Annotated in this window: 12 protein-coding genes; 9 read left to right on the forward strand and 3 right to left on the reverse strand. The window is 37.4% G+C overall.

The features are described from left to right. Position 1: 1 nt before the first annotated feature. From argH to B5V81_RS02405, 5 genes are all read left to right on the forward strand, one after another. Positions 2 to 1402 (forward strand): argininosuccinate lyase, encoded by a 1401-nt coding sequence (argH, locus tag B5V81_RS02385; protein WP_212111825.1) that lies wholly within the window; start codon positions 2 to 4, stop codon positions 1400 to 1402. 51 nt (positions 1403 to 1453) lie between these two features. Continuing rightward, positions 1454 to 1633, forward strand: coding sequence for a lipoprotein (locus B5V81_RS02390; protein WP_212111826.1), 180 nt, complete (start codon positions 1454 to 1456; stop codon positions 1631 to 1633). A gap of 9 nt (positions 1634 to 1642) precedes the next feature. Beyond that, on the forward strand, positions 1643 to 2917 hold the full coding sequence (lysA, locus tag B5V81_RS02395; protein ID WP_212111828.1) for a diaminopimelate decarboxylase: 1275 nt from the start codon (positions 1643 to 1645) through the stop codon (positions 2915 to 2917). Positions 2918 to 3033: 116 nt separating this feature from the next. Continuing rightward, entirely contained in the window at positions 3034 to 5463 is a 2430-nt protein-coding gene (locus B5V81_RS02400) for a TIGR02302 family protein (protein WP_212111914.1), read from the forward strand. A 226-nt stretch (positions 5464 to 5689) separates the two neighbouring features. After that, positions 5690 to 6460 (forward strand): class I SAM-dependent methyltransferase, encoded by a 771-nt coding sequence (locus B5V81_RS02405; RefSeq protein WP_212111830.1) that lies wholly within the window; start codon positions 5690 to 5692, stop codon positions 6458 to 6460. Positions 6461 to 7740: 1280 nt separating this feature from the next. Here the strand turns inward: B5V81_RS02405 and B5V81_RS02410 are convergent. The 3 genes from B5V81_RS02410 to tsaD all read right to left on the reverse strand — a co-directional run bounded on the left by B5V81_RS02410 (position 7741) and on the right by tsaD (position 11477). After that, positions 7741 to 8418: a response regulator transcription factor gene (locus B5V81_RS02410; RefSeq protein ID WP_212111831.1), complete on the reverse strand. Its 678-nt coding sequence runs from the start codon at positions 8416 to 8418 to the stop codon at positions 7741 to 7743. 868 nt (positions 8419 to 9286) lie between these two features. Further along, a complete protein-coding gene (locus B5V81_RS02415) occupies positions 9287 to 9715 on the reverse strand; it encodes an EVE domain-containing protein (RefSeq protein WP_212111832.1) in 429 nt (142 codons plus the stop codon). Between the two features lie 667 nt (positions 9716 to 10382). Further along, positions 10383 to 11477 carry a tRNA (adenosine(37)-N6)-threonylcarbamoyltransferase complex transferase subunit TsaD gene (tsaD, locus tag B5V81_RS02420; protein WP_212111833.1) on the reverse strand — a complete coding sequence of 365 codons (1095 nt, stop codon included), beginning with the start codon at positions 11475 to 11477 and terminating at the stop codon, positions 10383 to 10385. 384 nt (positions 11478 to 11861) lie between these two features. Here tsaD and B5V81_RS02425 point away from each other — a divergent pair, with 384 nt between their 5' ends. The 4 genes from B5V81_RS02425 to B5V81_RS02440 all read left to right on the forward strand — a co-directional run bounded on the left by B5V81_RS02425 (position 11862) and on the right by B5V81_RS02440 (position 16983). Next, a complete protein-coding gene (locus tag B5V81_RS02425) occupies positions 11862 to 13046 on the forward strand; it encodes a COG4223 family protein (protein WP_212111836.1) in 1185 nt (394 codons plus the stop codon). 11 nt (positions 13047 to 13057) lie between these two features. Then, positions 13058 to 14620, forward strand: a complete 1563-nt coding sequence (locus B5V81_RS02430) for a heme biosynthesis protein HemY (RefSeq protein WP_212111837.1) — start codon at positions 13058 to 13060, stop codon at positions 14618 to 14620. 151 nt (positions 14621 to 14771) lie between these two features. Next, the gene (locus B5V81_RS02435; RefSeq protein ID WP_212111841.1) at positions 14772 to 15518 is read left to right on the forward strand and encodes a glutamine amidotransferase; all 747 of its coding nucleotides are present in this window, start codon (positions 14772 to 14774) and stop codon (positions 15516 to 15518) included. Positions 15519 to 15996: 478 nt separating this feature from the next. Continuing rightward, entirely contained in the window at positions 15997 to 16983 is a 987-nt protein-coding gene (locus tag B5V81_RS02440; protein WP_244979342.1) for a DUF2125 domain-containing protein, read from the forward strand. Positions 16984 to 18140 lie beyond the last annotated feature (1157 nt).

Below are 18140 nucleotides of genomic sequence, written 5' to 3' on the forward strand. Positions count from 1 at the left end.
TATGACAAATGAGAAGGTAAAAAACCAAATGTGGGGAGGGCGGTTTATCGAAGGACCTGCTGCAGTTATGGAAGAAATTAACGCCTCAATTGATGTTGATCAGAAACTCTATCGCCAAGATATTAAAAGTTTGCTCTCTCATGCTGCGATGTTAGCGCAAACCAAAATTATTTTACAGTCTGATTATGAAAAAATTTCTTATGGTTTAAAAATTATTTTACAAGAAATTGAAGAGGATAAATTTGTTTTTTCACGAAAGCTTGAAAATATTCATATGAATATTGAAGCGCGATTGAGTGCGTTGATTGGTTCTGTTGCTGGGCGTTTGCATACGGCGCGTTCACGCAATGATCAGGTGGCTATTGATTTTCGGTTGTGGGTACGTGAGGCATTGCAGAAAATAGCACAAGCTTTAAAAGAATTGATAAAGCAACTGCTTGTTCTTGCAGAACAACATGTCAAGACCTATATGCCAAGCTTTACACATTTACAATTAGCTCAACCCATAACATTGGGCCATTATATGATGGCTTATGTTGAAATATTTGGTCGAGATTTATCGCGGATGCATGATGCTTTTAAACGAATGAATGAATCACCTCTAGGGGCTGCGGCTTTGGCAGGAACAAGTTTTCCGATTGATCGCTTTATGACAGCACGAGAGCTAGGTTTTCGGGAACCTACACGCAATTCAATTGATAGTGTTTCTGATCGTGATTTTGCATTGGAGTTTTTAAGTGCTGGTGCTCTTTGTGCCATGCATCTTTCGCGTTTAGCAGAAGAAATCATTCTGTGGTCAAGTGAGCAGTTTCATTTTATTTATTTATCCGATGCTTTTTCAACGGGGGTGTCTATTATGCCACAAAAGAGAAATCCTGATGCGGCAGAGTTAATACGGGCGAAAGCAGGCCGATTGAATGGGGCGCTTATGGGATTGTTAACGGTGATGAAAGGATTACCGCTTGCTTATGCAAAGGATATGCAAGAAGATAAAGGGTATGTGTTTGATGGGGCTTTGAGTTTGGAATTATCATTAGCAGCAATGACAGGAATGATTGCTGATTTGAAAGTGAATAAAAAAGTCATGAAACAAGCGGCAAATTTAGAGTATACAACAGCAACCGATTTTGCTGATTGGCTTGTACGCGAATTAGGGATTCCTTTTCGTGAAGCGCATCACATAACGGGGCGTGCTGTAGCATTGGCAGAAAAAAAACAGTGTCGCCTTCAGGATTTATCATTAGATGAACTTCAAGCAATTTATCCTGATATCAATGCAACACTTTTTGATGTTTTGACCGTTGAAAAATCTGTTGAAAGTCGTAAAAGCTTTGGAGGAACAGCCTCTTCAGAAGTTCTTCGGCAAATTGCGTATTGGAAAAAGCATCTTGTGAGTGTTTAAGTGATTATATTTTAAAGGTAAAAAAGAGATCAAGATGAAGAAAGAGGACAGATGAAAATTATAGTAAAGGGGTTGATGATTGTCCTTTTGGGGAGCTTGGGTATCGTTGGGTGTGGGCGTAAAGGGTCATTGGAGGCGCCTCTTACAAGTGTGGAAAAATCTATGTTGGACACATCTGTTGCTAAAAGTAAGGATGATCAACCTTTTATTCTTGATCGTTTGATAAAGTAGGAGGAAAGTGTGAGTTTTTTCTCCTATCATCACGGTATGCTTCATGCTGAGGGTTGTTCACTTGCTATTCTTGCGCAGGAGGTGGGGACTCCTTTTTATTGTTATTCAGCTCATGCATTAGTCACACGTTTTAAGGATTATCAAAAGGCATTTCAAGGAATGCCCAGTCTGATTGCTTATGCGGTTAAAGCGAATTCTAATCAAGCGGTTTTACGGCTTTTATCAGCAAATGGGGCAGGAGCTGATGTGGTTTCAGAAGGCGAATTACGGCGTGCCTTGGCGGTTGGTATTCCAGCGCATCGTATTGTTTATTCTGGTGTTGGTAAAACTGTGAGAGAGATAGATTTTGCTCTTTCTCAGAATATTTATTGTTTCAATGTTGAATCAGAGCCGGAACTTGAACAGTTGTCACAACGTGCTGTTGCGTTGTCAAAAACAGCACGTGTTTCATTACGCATTAATCCAGATGTTGATGCAAAGACTCATAAGAAAATTACAACAGGAAAATCTGAGAATAAGTTTGGTATTCCATTGTTGTTGGCAAGAGAAGCTTACAAAAAGGCGATCTCTTTACCTGGATTGCAGGTTTGCGGTATCGATATGCATATTGGCAGTCAAATTTGTGATTTAAAGCCGTTTGAGGAGGCGTTTATTATTATCGCAGATTTGGTGCGTCAATTGTGGCGTGATGGTTATGCAATAACGCATATAGATATTGGCGGCGGGCTTGGTATTGCCTATGGTTGTGAACAACATACTGTACCCTCCCCTTTTGATTATGCCGCACTGGTAAAGAAGCATATTGCTCCTTTAGGGATGAATATTGTTGTGGAGCCGGGGCGGAGCATTGTAGGTCAAGCTGGTGTGTTGGTAACCTCTGTCCTCTATTTAAAAAAGGGGCAGGGGCGGAATTTTGTTATTGTGGATGCGGCGATGAATGATCTGATGCGTCCAACGCTTTATGATGCTTGGCAGAATGTCGTCCTTGTGAAACAAGCAGCAAAAGACGCTTCCCTTATTTGTGCAGATATTGTGGGTTCCGTTTGTGAGACTGGTGATTATTTAGCATTAGATCGTTGCTTGCCAATTTTGGCACCTGGTGATCTTTTGGCAATTACGCAAGCTGGAGCTTATGGTGCTGTGATGGCAAGTACTTATAATAGTCGACTTTTGATCCCTGAAGTTCTCGTTCAAGATACGCGTTATGCGGTTATTCGTCCGCGTCTTGATTATGCGCAATTGATGAAATGTGATCATATTCCTGATTGGATTGAGCATTCTTAAATGTGTTTGGTCTTATTTTTACTAAACTTTGATGAAACAATTTATTTTCTGGGAATTGTCTTGTATGGCTTTTATGATCTTAATACATCACGGTAAAAGGGGAAAAATGCTTGTTTATAAAAAATAAAAACATCAAGAGCTTTGCAATGAAGCTTTTGTGTGTGCGCATTTTGATGTGGGGGATTCTTTCATTTGAACGGATATGGGTACGATTGTGGCCGTTTTTCGTTGTTCTCAGCCTCTTTTGTTCGTTTAGTTGGTTGGGACTTTTTGGTATTTTAGGATATTGGTCCCATTGGCTTTTACTTGGGGGGATGCTGGTTTGTGCTGGAGCGAGTTTATTTTTTCTTATTGGTTTTCGGTTTCCCACAATGCGGGAAGTGGATCACCGTCTTGAACAGGTTAATGATCTTAAACACCAGCCTTTGAATATTCAAACAGATCATGTATGTTCTGAAAATGAGGAAGATTTTAGTGCTGTTATTTGGCGTGAACATCAACGCCGAATGGCAGAACAATTAGTCCATTTAAAAATTGGATTTATCTCGCTTAATAGTGCGGCTTATGATCCTTTGGCTTTGAGGGCTTTATGTGTTCTCCTTTTTGTGTGTGCTTTTAGTTTTTCTTTTGGTTCACGAGGGGGGCGTTTAGCTGATGCTTTTGATTTTCGTCCTGTTGTTCATGAAAAATTCATGCGGATTGATGCTTGGGTAACACCCCCTGCTTATACCGGTGTTGCACCTATTTATTTGACAAAAGATGAGAAGACACAACTGGAAATTCCTGAAGGGAGTGATGTGGTTGTACGTGTTGTCAATGGCGCTGGTATTAGGGTAAAAGCAAAGTCTGTAGATGAGGGACAAGAAATTTCGTTTTCAGAGAAAAATGAAAAAACAGCCTTGAATGCCCCAATTATTCATTTTGAAACACATTTGAAGCATTCAATGGATTTGTTTGTATCATCACGTCGTAAAAAACAGCAGTGGCATTTGCAGATGATTAAAGATGCTTTTCCAACAATTCGTTGGCTAGAGAAACCAGGGCGGATTTTAACAGGGTCGTTAGAGCTACGGTATGAATTGGATGATGATTATGGTGTGACAAAGGCTTTTGTTGAAATAGAGCCTTTTTTTCCTCAGAATAAAAATGCTCCTTCTCTTTATAAGGCTCCGGAAATAGAGCTTCTGCTTCCACGGGGTGGAAAGGGTAAAATGCGGACAGTACATGATGTATCAGCGCATCCATGGGCGGGTTCGCAGGTTAAAATTACTTTGGTAGCAGAAGATGGTGCGGGGCAGAAAGGGCGTAGCAAAACTTTTGTTATGATATTACCACAGCGTGTTTTTTCAAATCCTGTTGCACGTTCTGTGAGTGAATTACGTCGTTTACTTGCTCTTGATGTGTCTGCGAAAGAGCATGTATTGGATATGCTTTCTGCTTTGCTGGTGCGTCCAGAAAAGGGGCTTCAAAATGCAGCGCATTTTCTCGTTCTACAAAGTGCGTGGACAAGGCTTTCTTTGGCACAAACAGAAGAGGACTTGTACGATGTGGTGGATTATTTATGGCAGATTGCTTTAGGGATTGAAGGCAATCAGCTTGAATCCGTGCAGAAAAATTTAAAACAAGCACAAGCTGCTTTACGGGATGCACTACGGTATGGTGCTCCAGCAGAAGAAATTGAACGGCTTATGGCAGATTTACGTCAAGCCATGGAGGCGTATATTCAAGCTTTGGCTGAAAAAGCACCAGATAGTCAAGTTTCTAAAAATTCTAAAAGCTCAAAAAGCCCTAATCTTTCTGAAGATACATTACAAGAAAAACTGAATCTCATTGAGGAAATGGCTAAAACTGGCTCTTCTTTAGCAGCGGAACAACTCTTGGCGGAAATTGAACAAACGCTTGACCATTTGCAGGTACAAAAAGGCAATCAAAATGAGGGAGAAAAAAGTCAATCTACACACATGAAAGAAAAGATGGACCAACTTGGAGATTTAATGCGTCGTCAGCAAGAAATTCTCAATGAAACACATCAGTTAGAGATGGGACAAAAACGTGGGGAACATATACCGGAAAAACAAAAAAAATCTTTAAAAAAACGTCAGGCTGAATTGCAGTCTGAATTATCAACATTAGAAAAAGAATTATTAGAACAAGGATTTGAAACAGGTGATGCCTTGAAAAAGGCGGAAGAAAAAATGAATTCCGCAGAAGATGCTCTTGATCATGGAAATCATCAGGAATCTATACAAAATCAGTCTGATGCTTTAGAATCTTTGCGGCAAGGTGCCCAAAGTGTTTTGAAAAAAATGCGTGAAACACTCAAAGAAACAGGGAATGATCAAAATGCTGATTCTAGTCCGAAAGATCCGTTAGGGCGTCCACTTTCTTCAAAAACAGATGAAGGACAAGAAGGTGAAGCCCTTCCACAAGAAAGTGATCAAATGCGTACGCGGCAAATTTTGGATGAAATTCGCAAACGCCTTGGTAGGGAACATATTCCAGAAGTGGAAAAAAACTATCTTGAAAGGTTGCTTCATTTTAATTAACCAATTGTTGGCTTTTTTCTTAATTAATGTCAGAAGCAGCATAGGAGAAACCTCTATGGAATTCATCTCAAAAGAAAATGATTGAAGTGCTTATCATGCAATCATCATCCTTTTGTTCTGCTTTTTTTGATCATTTAAGTTTAGAATGTGAAATATTGAAATGTTCGCTATTGCGGATAAAGAGTAGAAGTCCATATAGGTTTAGTATATGAAGATCTTATAATATTTGAAATTTGTTTCTACATGGTATGTTGAATTGGATATTGTCACACTGAAAGATTTTTATGCTTCTGCACTTGGACTGCGTGTACAAAAGGTGCTGTGTGACCAATTGAATTTATGGTGGCCTAATCTTACGGATAAACGGGTTATGGGGTTGGGGTATACACTTCCTTATCTTTCTGCATTACGTAAACGTACCCAACAATGTTTTGCTTTTATGCCAGCTAGGCAAGGAGCTTCGCCTTGGCCTTGTGTTGAGCAGGTTGCTACAGCGCTTGTTTTTGAAGAAGACTTACCGCTTTCTGATGCATCAGTTGATTGTATTTTATTGGTCCATGCATTAGAATATACAGAGAATTCATTTGAAACGTTGAATGAAATATGGCGTGTTTTAGCACCCAATGGTCGTTTGATTGTCATTGTTCCTAATCGCTCTGGTTTTTGGGCACGCAATACGACGACACCTTTTGGTTATGGCGAACCCTATACTCGGCAACAGATTACGCGTTTGTTTGAAAAAACAAATTTTGTTTCTGAAGCAATCCAAGAAATTGTCCATTATATGCCCTATACAGGTCATGTTTCGCGATTGTTCTCATTTTTTTATGAGCCATTTGCACGCCATCTTTTTCCTTATTTTGGTGGACTCTTAATCTGTCAGGCACAAAAACGTGTTTATCAGGGGTTGCTCGTACAGCGTCGTCAGTCGCGACGTGTTTTTATTCCTGCTTTATCCCCACAGACAAGAAATATTTTAATTTATAAAAATCATTAATTATTTTGCCATTAGCATAAGAATCGCAAATTTATGAAGCTTCTTTCAAACTTTCATATTAACAATAAAAAAATATTTGTTTGCACATTATACGTGGAATAAATCAGTGAATATAAAATCTTAAGTATCAAGATAGCAAATCATCTTTAATGAATCGTAGCAAATATTCTAGGTGAGAAAAATGCTGAGCATTTTGTTAAGTGTCAAAATGGCGAGTGTCCGATAGGATTTTTGCATTATGGTTTATGAACAAATAACGTGAAATAGATTTGGCAGAAAGATGAAATGTTTCTTTAAAGGAAAGAATATTTTTTCAATGGTTTTCTATCGCCTTATGATATGAAAAATCAAAAGGTTTTATAAAAATAGCCGCTTTATCTCTATGGTGTGTAGGACTTTAACGCACTTTGGATAAGATAAAAGTTTTGTTTATAATATTAAATAATTTTTCAATTATGAGAGAGGTATTTTTGAAAATACACCATGTTTTTTAATGGGGGTTTATTGTGTAATATATTGATTTATAATAATTATTTATTATTCAACTTGAATTAGCTTTCTGAATATCGTAAGATTCTCTTATATTGAATCAAACAAAATCATTTGCTTGTATGTCCCAAGTGGGGGCCATGGAGGTAAAAATTGGATCAGAAAGAACATATACTTCTTATGGACTTATCCCAAGAGTTGTAGGATTGTCGTAACATTTTAGAGCTCGCCTGAGTATGTGATGGTGCTCGCTTATCCTTTTTATTCAGCATAAAGATGGTAGTGCTCAATGGCTTTCTTTATCGTTCGGATAAACATATCATATAACTCATTATCCTGTTTCTTAAGAGGAGGTAAGTCAATGATTGGAGAAAAAATATCTCTCAATTTAGGCGAGTAAATATGAGGTAAAGCAGTGTGTGAGGCGGTATATTAAAAAAATAATCATAAATATCAATATGCTAAAGAAAATGGTTATGATAAAAAATATTGCTAAAAGATATTACGATTATTTGTATGCGAAATATATTTAAAATTTTAAAGAGAGAAAAAACATATAAAGCAGAAATTGCCAAGTATATTGTGAGGTTGGAAAGCATTTCTGTTGCGCGTTCTCGTATTGGAATATTTTCATAAGAGAAAACTGTCTTTTGTTATAAGAGCGCTGATAAGGGAAGTTCTATACGGTAGCACTCAAATTGCATGTAAGCGTTTTTTTCAGTCTCGTTTTTGTTTTAATGCAAAGAAAGATTGAAGATATTAAAATTATTTTTGCAACGGTTAATATCAAATTAGAGATTTAAACGATAACCATTCTGATCTGTCATGAGAATTTGTGCATTGGAGGGATCATTTTCGATTTTTTGTCGTAAACGATAGATATGGGTTTCTAAAATATGGGTGATAACGTTTTCATTATAACCCCAAACTTGTTCTAACAATGTTTCACGGCTGACAATTTTATCGTTAGCATAATAGAGGCATTTGAGAATCGCGGTTTCTTTTTCTGTGAGATAGATTTTATTGTTGCATTGATCAAGAAGGAGTTTTTGTCTTAGTTTAAAAGTATAGGGGCCAATATGAAAGGTCGCATCTTCATTTTGTTCATATTGGCGCAATTGTGCTCGAATTCGCGCTAATAACACCGCAAAGCGAAAGGGTTTTTTCACATAATCATTGGCGCCTGTTTCAAGATCTAAAATGGTCTCGCAGTCTGTATCATCATTCGTTATCATGATAATAGGGGCACGAAATCCTTTGGTGCGTAATTGTTTAACGGCTTTACGACCATTAAGATCAGGAAGTGCAAGTCCCAAAATAGCGAGATCAATATTTTCTTCTTGAACTATTTTTATTCCCCCTTCAGCTGTTTTTGCTTGGAAAATTTCAAACTCTTGATGCATTTGCAATTGTTCTACCAAAATGGGGCGTAGATCATCATCTTCAACAATTAAAAGAGTATAGTTCATGTTTTTCCTTATAGGCATGTTAATGCACTGATTAGTAAAGAGTAGTTTCATGAAAAATGAGATTTGATGCAAGAAAAATTAAAAGAGGAAAGTTAAAAAAGAGAGTCTCTAAAAAATGAACTTTTATGATTTTATGGTCACTTGCCAAAAAGAAGATGTATCCTTGTATACAGAATATTATACATTGATTGGAAGCGTTGTTTTTTATACGCTAAGCCGTATTTTGCCATTGGGAACGACCATCTTTACGCTTATATTAGAAAGAAACAAGCCGGCACCATCATATGCTTGGGGCTTTTCAATGTTGAGACTCTTGGTATTTGAGACTCTTTATAAAAGATATGTTTTTAATCTACGCAGGCTTTTCTGTTTTTAACGTACAAAAGACATAATTTTGATCGATCCAACATGGAACGGGTTTGGAATGAGAAAAATCCTGCGGTATGAGGGACTTTCATCTCCAACATGCAAAACAATGAATACTCTTTTTAAATCAGTATGATGCGTTTTTAAGCGTGAAAAGAACTGTGCAATATTCTCACACATAGCACTGTTTAGGAGAATTTCACGGTCATTTTTATTGTTTTTTCGTCGCATTTGTATACGAAATGGTCGGTGTCGTACTCGTCGTTTTATTCATTATAATCGTTGAGTCAGTCTGCCCTTGAGCCATGCTGAAAAGATGCATCATGAACAGAGTGTTTGTACCATTTTAGCGGGCTGTATTGAGACAGAGTGTAGAATAAAAAATATAACAAGGAAGAGTATATTAGCATGAGAACACGTAAAGGAATGCATTGTGCTCGCTCTTTTGTTCTATGAAGTATTGTTTCATATGATTAGATAAATAAAAATTATTGTTTTAAGATCAAAGCATTTCCTTCTTAAGGTTGCCCATTAAACACACTTCTTTCCATTCATCTTCTGTTACCGGTTGTACTGATAAGCGGCTGGCATTGACCAGAACCATATTTGCTAGTTTGGGATTGGCTTTAATTTGTTTTAATGAAACAGGTGTTGGCATGTCACAAAGTGCACGGATATCCACACATTCCCAGCGTGGATCAGAGCTTGTAGAATCAGGGTGTGCTTCAGCACATATTTCGACAATGCCTACAATTTCTAAACCTTTATTTGAGTGATAAAAAAAGCCTTTATCGCCATATTTCATGGCACGCATATTATTACGGGCTTGATAATTGCGGACACCATCCCATTGTTCGCCATCCGCTCCTTTTTTCTTTTGCATCTCCCATGACCATTTATGAGGTTCAGATTTAAAAAGCCAATAAGCCATGTATTTACCTTTTTCATAGATTGTTATGCATTCATCATGTCCAATTTTTTATAAGCACCTTTGTAATATCATCAATAATGATTTTTAAAATGGAGTAAAGAGCGGGAGTTATTTGTTTTTTGTTTCAAAATAATTTGTAGGAGTAGACTCCAATTAAGTTGTATTTTGCTTATTTTTTAGCAGAAAAATGTATCATAAAAAATAGACTTAAAATTGCTCAGCTATGTGGAGGCTTGACTATCTTTTCGGCTATAGTTTGAAACGCAGTCACTAAAGGTGCACGACATTAGAAAAAATTTAGCAAGAAAATTAGTTTTGAAGAATTACTACAATGGTTGTGAAACAAAATAAATGGTCAAAGGTTATGGTGTCAAAGAATAGTTTGATATTATACTTTGTGGGGTAGGGTGCGTTTTATGGTGCCATAAAAATTGTCATTTGAGGTGTGGTGATATAAGGCAAGTTTCCTTGAAACATGAAGTGTTTTTAAAATATATGATGAATATTTAAGTTTGCCTATCGCACTTTGAGTTAAGTGAATCGTGTGAAATGAGAAGCAAATAAAATCGTTTGTAGGTGGAAAATTGATCCAATAACCATTTGGATGATTACAGACCGGATTGAGTGAAAATCTTTGTTCTTTGAAAGGTGAGGAAAATTAATTTTCTTATGCTTTTGTCCCACGGCGTCCCATTCCGATCAAGGGCGCGGCTTTTTCATCTAATGGCCAGCGTGAGCGAGGGGCAATATCAAGAGGGCTTGTTTCTCCTCGTGCGAGCTTGTGTGCACCGGCAAAAGCAATCATGGCTGCATTATCCGTACACAAGGAAAGAGGAGGCGCTATAAATTCAAAACCATGTTGATGGGCAAGCTCTTGCAATGTAGAGCGGAGTGCTTGGTTTGCAGCAACGCCGCCTGCAACAACTAAAGCAGGAGAATGCTTTCCTTGATCATGAGAGAGAGGATATTGGTTGGTAAAATGTTTTAGAGCCAAAAGAACACGATCACGCACCGTATCGGTCACGGCGGCTTGAAAACTTGCTGCAATATCAGCAACATCATTTTCTGTAAGAGGCGCTATGGCTGTTGCGGCTTGTCGAACAGCCGTTTTGAGTCCTGAAAAAGAAAAATCTAACCGTTTTTCACCTTTTAAAGGTCGTGGAAGAGGGAAGCGATTTTTATCACCTAATAAAGCTGCTTTTTCAAGTGCTGGTCCACCAGGATAAGGAAGACCTAAAAGTTTGGCAGTTTTATCAAAGGCTTCTCCTAATGCATCATCAATGGTGGTTCCTAAACGCTGATAGTTACCTACTCCATGAACAAGAATTGTTTGTGTATGCCCCCCTGAAACTAAAAGTAATAAATAAGGAAACTTAACATTGTGCGTTAACACAGCTGTTAAAGCATGCCCCTCTAAGTGATTTACAGCAATAAATGGTTTTCCAGTGGCAAGAGAGAGTGCTTTTGCGCTCATAACACCTACTAATAACCCCCCTATCAAACCAGGTCCACTGGTGGCTGCAATGCCATCAATATCTTTTAATTTTATATTGGCTTCGGTGAGGGCTTGAAGAATTAAATGATCAAGAATTTCAACATGGGCACGAGCGGCAATTTCAGGAACAACACCACCGTAAGGGGCATGATGATCAATTTGACTCCAAACAATATTGGAAAGAATTCGGGTGTTTAATTCATTGTTGTATTCAATGACAGCCGCTGCCGTTTCATCACAACTTGTTTCTATTCCCAACAGACGCATTTTAAAGGGGACCTTATATTGAAGCTTCTTTCCTACGTGCGTATCATGAACAGAAAAAGATGCAAAGGATTTCTCTTAAGAATTGATTTTTCTATGAGAGAATGCATTTTAATCCTTATTTTGAATTTTATGGCATTCTTGATTAAAAAATGAAGCTGTATTTTTTAGTATAAAATTCAGATGTGTTTTTAAAAACTTGTCTATCAAAGTTTATCATTGTAAATATTACTGAGAAAAATGTTATTTAGGAAATTTCTATAAAGTTATACTCTTTGTAAAAGGAATGTAAAGTAAACAAAGATATTTGAGAAAAGCTTCATCTTTAAAACTTTTTTCATTTTATTATTTTATCATCAAAGAAAATGTGCACAAAAAGTGACAGAGATGGTCGATTCTTCAAAACCAAAAGTTAAATCACATTATGCTGGTACGCGCCGTAAGAAGCCCGTCATTGAACATGAAGTTGTTTCCCATGATTCAGAGAAAGAAATACAAGATTCTGTAGAATCTTATGCACAAGAAAAACAGAATATGCAAAATCAGGATAAAAGTACCTCTGGTACGGCTTGGCTTTTGTTGCTTCTTTCAGGGATTCTAGGGGGAATCATTGCCTTGGGGGTTTTTGTGGGGCTTCAATGGGCGGGTTTGTTTTCTTCTCCTTTTGTGGAAAATTCAGTTGGAGAGAAAAACGTTTTACAGATTGTTGAAACTGCAAAAAGCCAAGGGGAAGAAGCAAGAAAACAATTGAAGCAGCTATTTCAAGAAATTGATGCATTAAAAACAGAGTTTTCTTCTTTTTCATCACAGCAGTTTAAAACAACGACAAATAATGAGCTATCGAAAGAAGAAAGTAGGCAAGCTTTTGCGATTTTAGAGGAAAAAGTAAAAGCTCTTGAAGAGGCTGTACAAACTCTTGTTGGAGCGCCAAAAGAGATAGAAATGGCTTTGTCTGTTGGACAGAGCAATGCAAATGATCTTGCTGCGTTAAAAAAACAGTTGGAAGCATTTCAGGAGGAAATTACTGTTAAAAATAGTGAGAAAAGAGGAATAGATATGGCGCTCTTTACAGCAATCAGTTCATTAAAAAATGCTGTAGAACGGGGTGGGTCTTATAGCAATGAATTAAAGCTGTTACAGCAATTATCACCCTCGATTGATGGACTTGATGTGTTGCAAAAGACAGCCACCGTAGGGCTTCCAAGTTCAGCACAACTTTCAATTGATTTTGCTCATGTTGCCGATGCAATCGTTCGTACGCAAAATATTGTTGCGTCAGATGCTGGTTTTTTTGACAGAATTTTAGCATGGATAAAAGGGCTTGTTGTTTCACGACCGATTGGAAATGTTGAAGGGACAACTCTGGGGGCGATTGCTGCGCGCATGGAAGTTGCTATTCAAGCCGGTGATTACGAAAAGGCTTTGAGCGAATGGCAATCATTGCCCCAAAGTGCAAAAGATGTTTCAATGGATTTTGTTCAGAAGCTTGAAAGACATATTACTGTTCAACAATTGTTGCAGCAATTGCTGTTGTCGGTGCAACAAGGGTCTTTTAAGGCAACAAAGATGTAAATAGGATCCAGATGATACGTGTTTTTATTTATACTTTTATTGTTTGTATCATCGGCTTAGCTTTTGGGTGGGTTGCTAATCACAATGGTGTTTTTGTCCTCACATTTTTGCACTTCAGATTTTCTGCTTCATTCCTTACAATGTTAAGTGTGCTGATTTTGCTTTTTGCAACGCTAGTGCTTTTATGGTGGTTATTGTCTTTCTTTTTTTCCATACCGAGTGCTTTTTCCAATTATTTTTATAAACGCCATCGAAAGCGCGGTTATGAAGCTCTCTCAAAGGGGATTCTTGCAACTTTTGCTGGTGATGGTGTGGTTGCACAAAAAATGGAGGAACGGGTTGCTAAATATCTTGCAGGAAAACAAGAACCGTTGGTAAAACTCTTAAAAGCACAAACCTTGTCTTTACAAAATAACTCTGTTCGTGCCATCAGTCTTTTTGAGGAGATGAGAAAGGAAGATCCAACAAAACTGGTTGGACTTTACGGTTTGTTTCGTGAAGCGATGAAGAGTAAGGCTTATGAGGCAGCCCAACAATATGCAGAAGAGGCGCTAACTTTATCGCCAGCACTTGTATGGGCACATCAGGTGGTGCTGGATCGGTTGGGTGCTGAGGGTAAATGGGATAAGGCACTTACTGTTTTTGAAAAAGCGCAAAAAGCTCTCCCGCGTTCTGTTCGTTCGACTCAAGAGCGGCAGCATATACAGGTTTTACTGTTAAGTGGGAAAGCACTTCATTTGTTTGATACATATCCTGTAAAAGCCCGTGAAGCCATTTTGAAAGCCCATAAATTAGCGCCTGATTTTGTTCCAATAACAATTATAGCTGCTGATATTCTTTATAAATTAAATGAAATACGTAAAGCGGATAAAATGATTATAGCGGCTTGGAAGAAGAATCCTCATCCTGATTTGGGGAGGATTTATCTTGAAAGAGAAGAAGGAGCTGTTGGACGATTGAGAAGGGCTAAGACACTTGCTTCTTATAATAAAGATGCATTTGAGTCGGCTTTCCTTATTGCCAAAGCTGCTTTGGATGCTGGTGAAACAGCATTAGCAAGAGAGCAGGCACAAAAAGCATTGCAGTATCATCCACGGGAAAGTGTTTATTTATTATTGGCAGATATTGAAGAGGCACAGGGAAACAATCAAGGCGCTGTGCGTCAATGGCTTTCTTTAGCACTTCGTGCTGAACGTGATCCAGTATGGATGTGTGATGGAGCTATTTTTTCTTCTTGGTCAGCTGTTTCTCCAATCAGTGGACGTTTGGGCTGTTTTGAATGGAAAGCTCCTCCCCGTGTACCTTCTATCACATTAGAGACGGACAATATTATGCCAAAAAATCACGATAAAGAGGATGCTGTGGAAAAAAGTGATGGTGTTGTAGATAAGAGCTTTGAAAAATTAACGCCTATAGATGATTCTTTTTTGTATAATATGCAGGTGGAAAAACAAGATATAAAAGAAAAAGATAAGAAAACATTCAGCCAAATTCATTTAAACGTTGATGACCCAGGGGTTAAAACAGAAGAAGAAGGGACGTTTTTATCGAGAAAAAAATTTCGTTTATTTTAAATTGCATCAATAGGATAATTTGAGTGTTTTTTCAGAAGAAACAATGAATGTAGAAGAAAAAAATTTATTGTTAATCTTGTCCAATAAAAGTATTCTCTTGCGCTTTAAAAAAATGGAGTTTTACTTCGTTACAGAGGTGATTGGTTAGAAAATGTTTTTACATCAAAGATGTCTTGGTAAAAAGCAAAAAGATAGCAAGCCAAGAATTGCTGTCGTTATTCATCGGCGATCTACCTATACTGGTCGTTTGGGAAAATTTTTACAACAAAATGGTTTTGTCCTTGATGTTTATCATCCTATTTTTGGACAAAAACTTCCTGACACATTAAAACATTACGCTGGTGTTGTTATTTTAGGGGGACCGATGAGTGTGAATGACAACGAAGCTTATATTGGTGAGGAAATTGATTGGATTTCGTTATCGCTAAAGGACAACAAGCCTTTTTTAGGTATTTGTCTGGGAGCACAAATGTTAGCGCGAAATTTAGGTGCGCGCGTTGGTACAAGAAGTGATGGGACTGTTGAAGTGGGCTGGTATCCAATAGAAGTAACCCCACAAGGAAAGGAATTGATGAAGTGGCCAGAAATGGTCTACCATTTTCATGATGAAGGTATTTATGATTTACCAAAAGAGGCAATGCTTTTGGCAACAGGGAGTACATATCCTACGCAAGCTTTCCGTTATGGAAACAATGCATGGGGTTTACAGTTTCATGCTGAATTTACACGCGCTATGATGCGGCGTTTATTGGCGCGTTCAGCACATAAATTGACCGAAAAAGGTGCTCAACCTGCTTGTGCACATTTAGAAGGGCGTTTAATCTATGATCGAGCTTTAAGCCAATGGTTTGAAGGGGCATTACGACAGATCTTTTGTACACCGACCGCACTTGTGTGAGTATGCGCTGTTTATTATCATTTTTATGCTGCTGTAAAATAGTGTTTTTTTTAGGTTAAAGATAGAAAAATCATGTAAGCCTTTACATGTAAGGTGTTTTTTGTTAAAGATTTTTTTAAGAGAATCTTGCTTTTTGAGTTTATGAGATTTTGTATTTTGGGGCGGTAGACGATGAATTCCATGAAGTGGTCAGCGGATAAAACCCGATAGATTAAAAAGCGGATTGTTTATAGATTGTTGAATGTTAAGAATCTTTATCCTTTTTAGGGTGGGGTGAAAATCAAAAGATAAAGAAAGTTTTAAAGTTGTCTACATCTTCTCAAATACCATCATCACAAAAAAGATTTTCTTTGCGCTATTTATTTTGTGGGCTGTTTTGCCTTGCTCTGATCCTTATTTATAGTGCTTTCTGGTTTTTTTTTCACGTAAAATAGAAAACTATGTTTCTGATATATCCACAAAAGCATCTTCCGGTAATATGACGGCGGTGTGTGAGGATGTGCGCAAGAGTGGTTATCCTTTACGGATCGGTATTTTTTGTGACAAGTTTCAATTTTCTTGGCCTTTATATGGGATTTCTTTATCGACGGGGCATTTAACGGCTGGTGCACCAATTTATGCGCCTCATGTGGTCGAATTTAATGTTAATTCTCCTGCATCAATTGTTTTTTCTGGAAAAACTTCCATAGTATCTCGTTGGCGCAATTTGGTGATTGAAACAGAACCTTATTGGAAAACAGGTCAGACATTCAAGCTTATAGCTGAAGGGCTTGAATTTTCTCCTCTTTCTTCTTCTCTTGAGGATCAAAAGCTTCAAGAAGTTGTGGGATCAAAAACGGCAGATAAAAAGATAACACAACAAAACGTTGAAGATCAGACATCTTTGAAAGATCTTCCTGATGTTGCTGTCCAGAAGTTAGAGCCAAAAGATATCTCTCAAAAAATAACGACAGAATTTTTGCGTCTTGATCTTAAACGTGAAAAGAATCATTTTTCAGGGAATATGACTTTTGATGGCTTTGATGTTTCTCCAATTTTTATATCTTCTTTTGTTGAAGTTCCAAAAATTGATGGCAATTTGAAATGGATTTTAAATGATGTTTCTCTTCTATCTGAAAAAGGAGGAGAAAATTGGAGACAGCATCTCTATGGAAAAAGTGGCATCTTAAAGCATGGTGAATTGGCTTTTCATACAGGTGGTGGGGTGCATATCAGTGGGCCTTTTTCTTTTGATGATGAAGGATATTTGACAGCAACATTTGAACTTGTCTGTATACAGCACAAGAAGTTTCTTGAGACTTTGCAACATTTGTTTTCTGAAGAAGCGGATAATTTTCAAGCATTATTTTTTATTTTGAATACACTTCCTAAAAACGCAGATGGCGCCCCCGTTCTTCCTTTGACTATTCGCCATGGATGGGTAAAACTGGGGTTTTTAGAGCTTGGTCGTCTTGCTCCACTTTAAGTTTGAGAATAAATTGTCAAGAGCGTGTCTGTATGGCAAGATATTGATTTATAGAAAGTGTTCACTGTTTTATATTTTAATGAGAGTTTTGAATATCGTAAGATTCTCTCATTTTAATTCTATCTATATTGAATCAAACAAAAATATTCCTTTGCATGTTATAAGTGGGATTAGCGTGTGGGTAAAATTTGTATAGACAAGGACTAAAATAGCTCTCATAAATCGTTTCGAGTGCCAAGGTCTGTCGAATACCCACGGGCTGGCAAAGTGTATGACGGTGCCGTCTTGCTTCTTCACAAGCGTAAAGATAGGGAGGCACAATGGATTTACCATTATACTATTCATGGGTGCTGTCGTGAAATGAGCTTGGAGGCCTTAAGAGATGTTTCTTTAAAACAAGCCGCTGAATTTGCAAACCAATAGCGCTCTGTTTTACGTGAAGGACATGACCTTATTAAAGAATGCAACACGCAAGGGTGGAGAATTTTAATTGATTCAATATAAACAAGATCGAAATGAGAGAATCTTAGGATATTATGCTCTCCTTATAATATGCAAAATGATAAAGTTATGATTGTCAATTAATGAGGGATATTTGACAGCAAAATTTGAATGTGTTTTTTGTTTCATCCGCAGAGATTCTTGACACTTTGCAGCGCTTATTTGCTGACAAGCTTATAGTTTTCAAATGTTATTTTTTATTTTTGATGCTCTGTTTAAAAATACGGGATAGTGCTCCCATTCTTTCCTTGTTGATTGTCGCTTGCCAGCAGATTTTATCTATTTTTACTTAAGGTTTGTACCAATTCATTTTATTTTTAAATGATTTTTAAGGAGCTCTCAAAGGTCTTTAAAGAGCTTTCAAAGCTCGTTATCCTTTTTGTTACAAAATTTCGATTTTTACCATTTTTTCGATATTCAGATGTCAAAATCCATTTTTATAAAACGCGTATTGAATGGTAAAAAATAGCTATAAAAACAAGGAGTTATTACATATTCTTTCCTAATTCCACTCGGTATAAAATCTATTGTCAGATTACATTGAGATCGGTTATGGATGGATAGAACAGGGATAAAAGCTTAGCTGTTTTGTTCTGCTTTTAAATCTGAAAGTTGATGTTTTTACGTTGATAAATCAATCTTGTTGACGTTTTGGA

It is taken from the genome of Bartonella queenslandensis, assembly GCF_018155095.1.
Taxonomy (GTDB): domain Bacteria; phylum Pseudomonadota; class Alphaproteobacteria; order Rhizobiales; family Rhizobiaceae; genus Bartonella; species Bartonella queenslandensis_B.

Excerpts from the sequence above, each read along its gene's own strand:
- argH (WP_212111825.1), top strand. The coding sequence starts at position 2 with ATGACAAATGAGAAGGTAAAAAACCAAATGTGGGGAGGGCGGTTTATC.
- B5V81_RS02390 (WP_212111826.1), top strand. The coding sequence starts at position 1,454 with ATGAAAATTATAGTAAAGGGGTTGATGATTGTCCTTTTGGGGAGCTTG.
- B5V81_RS02410 (WP_212111831.1), bottom strand. The coding sequence starts at position 8,418 with ATGAACTATACTCTTTTAATTGTTGAAGATGATGATCTACGCCCCATT.
- B5V81_RS02415 (WP_212111832.1), bottom strand. The coding sequence starts at position 9,715 with ATGGCTTATTGGCTTTTTAAATCTGAACCTCATAAATGGTCATGGGAG.
- tsaD (WP_212111833.1), bottom strand. The coding sequence starts at position 11,477 with ATGCGTCTGTTGGGAATAGAAACAAGTTGTGATGAAACGGCAGCGGCT.
- B5V81_RS02425 (WP_212111836.1), top strand. The coding sequence starts at position 11,862 with ATGGTCGATTCTTCAAAACCAAAAGTTAAATCACATTATGCTGGTACG.
- B5V81_RS02430 (WP_212111837.1), top strand. The coding sequence starts at position 13,058 with ATGATACGTGTTTTTATTTATACTTTTATTGTTTGTATCATCGGCTTA.
- B5V81_RS02435 (WP_212111841.1), top strand. The coding sequence starts at position 14,772 with ATGTTTTTACATCAAAGATGTCTTGGTAAAAAGCAAAAAGATAGCAAG.
- B5V81_RS02440 (WP_244979342.1), top strand. The coding sequence starts at position 15,997 with ATGACGGCGGTGTGTGAGGATGTGCGCAAGAGTGGTTATCCTTTACGG.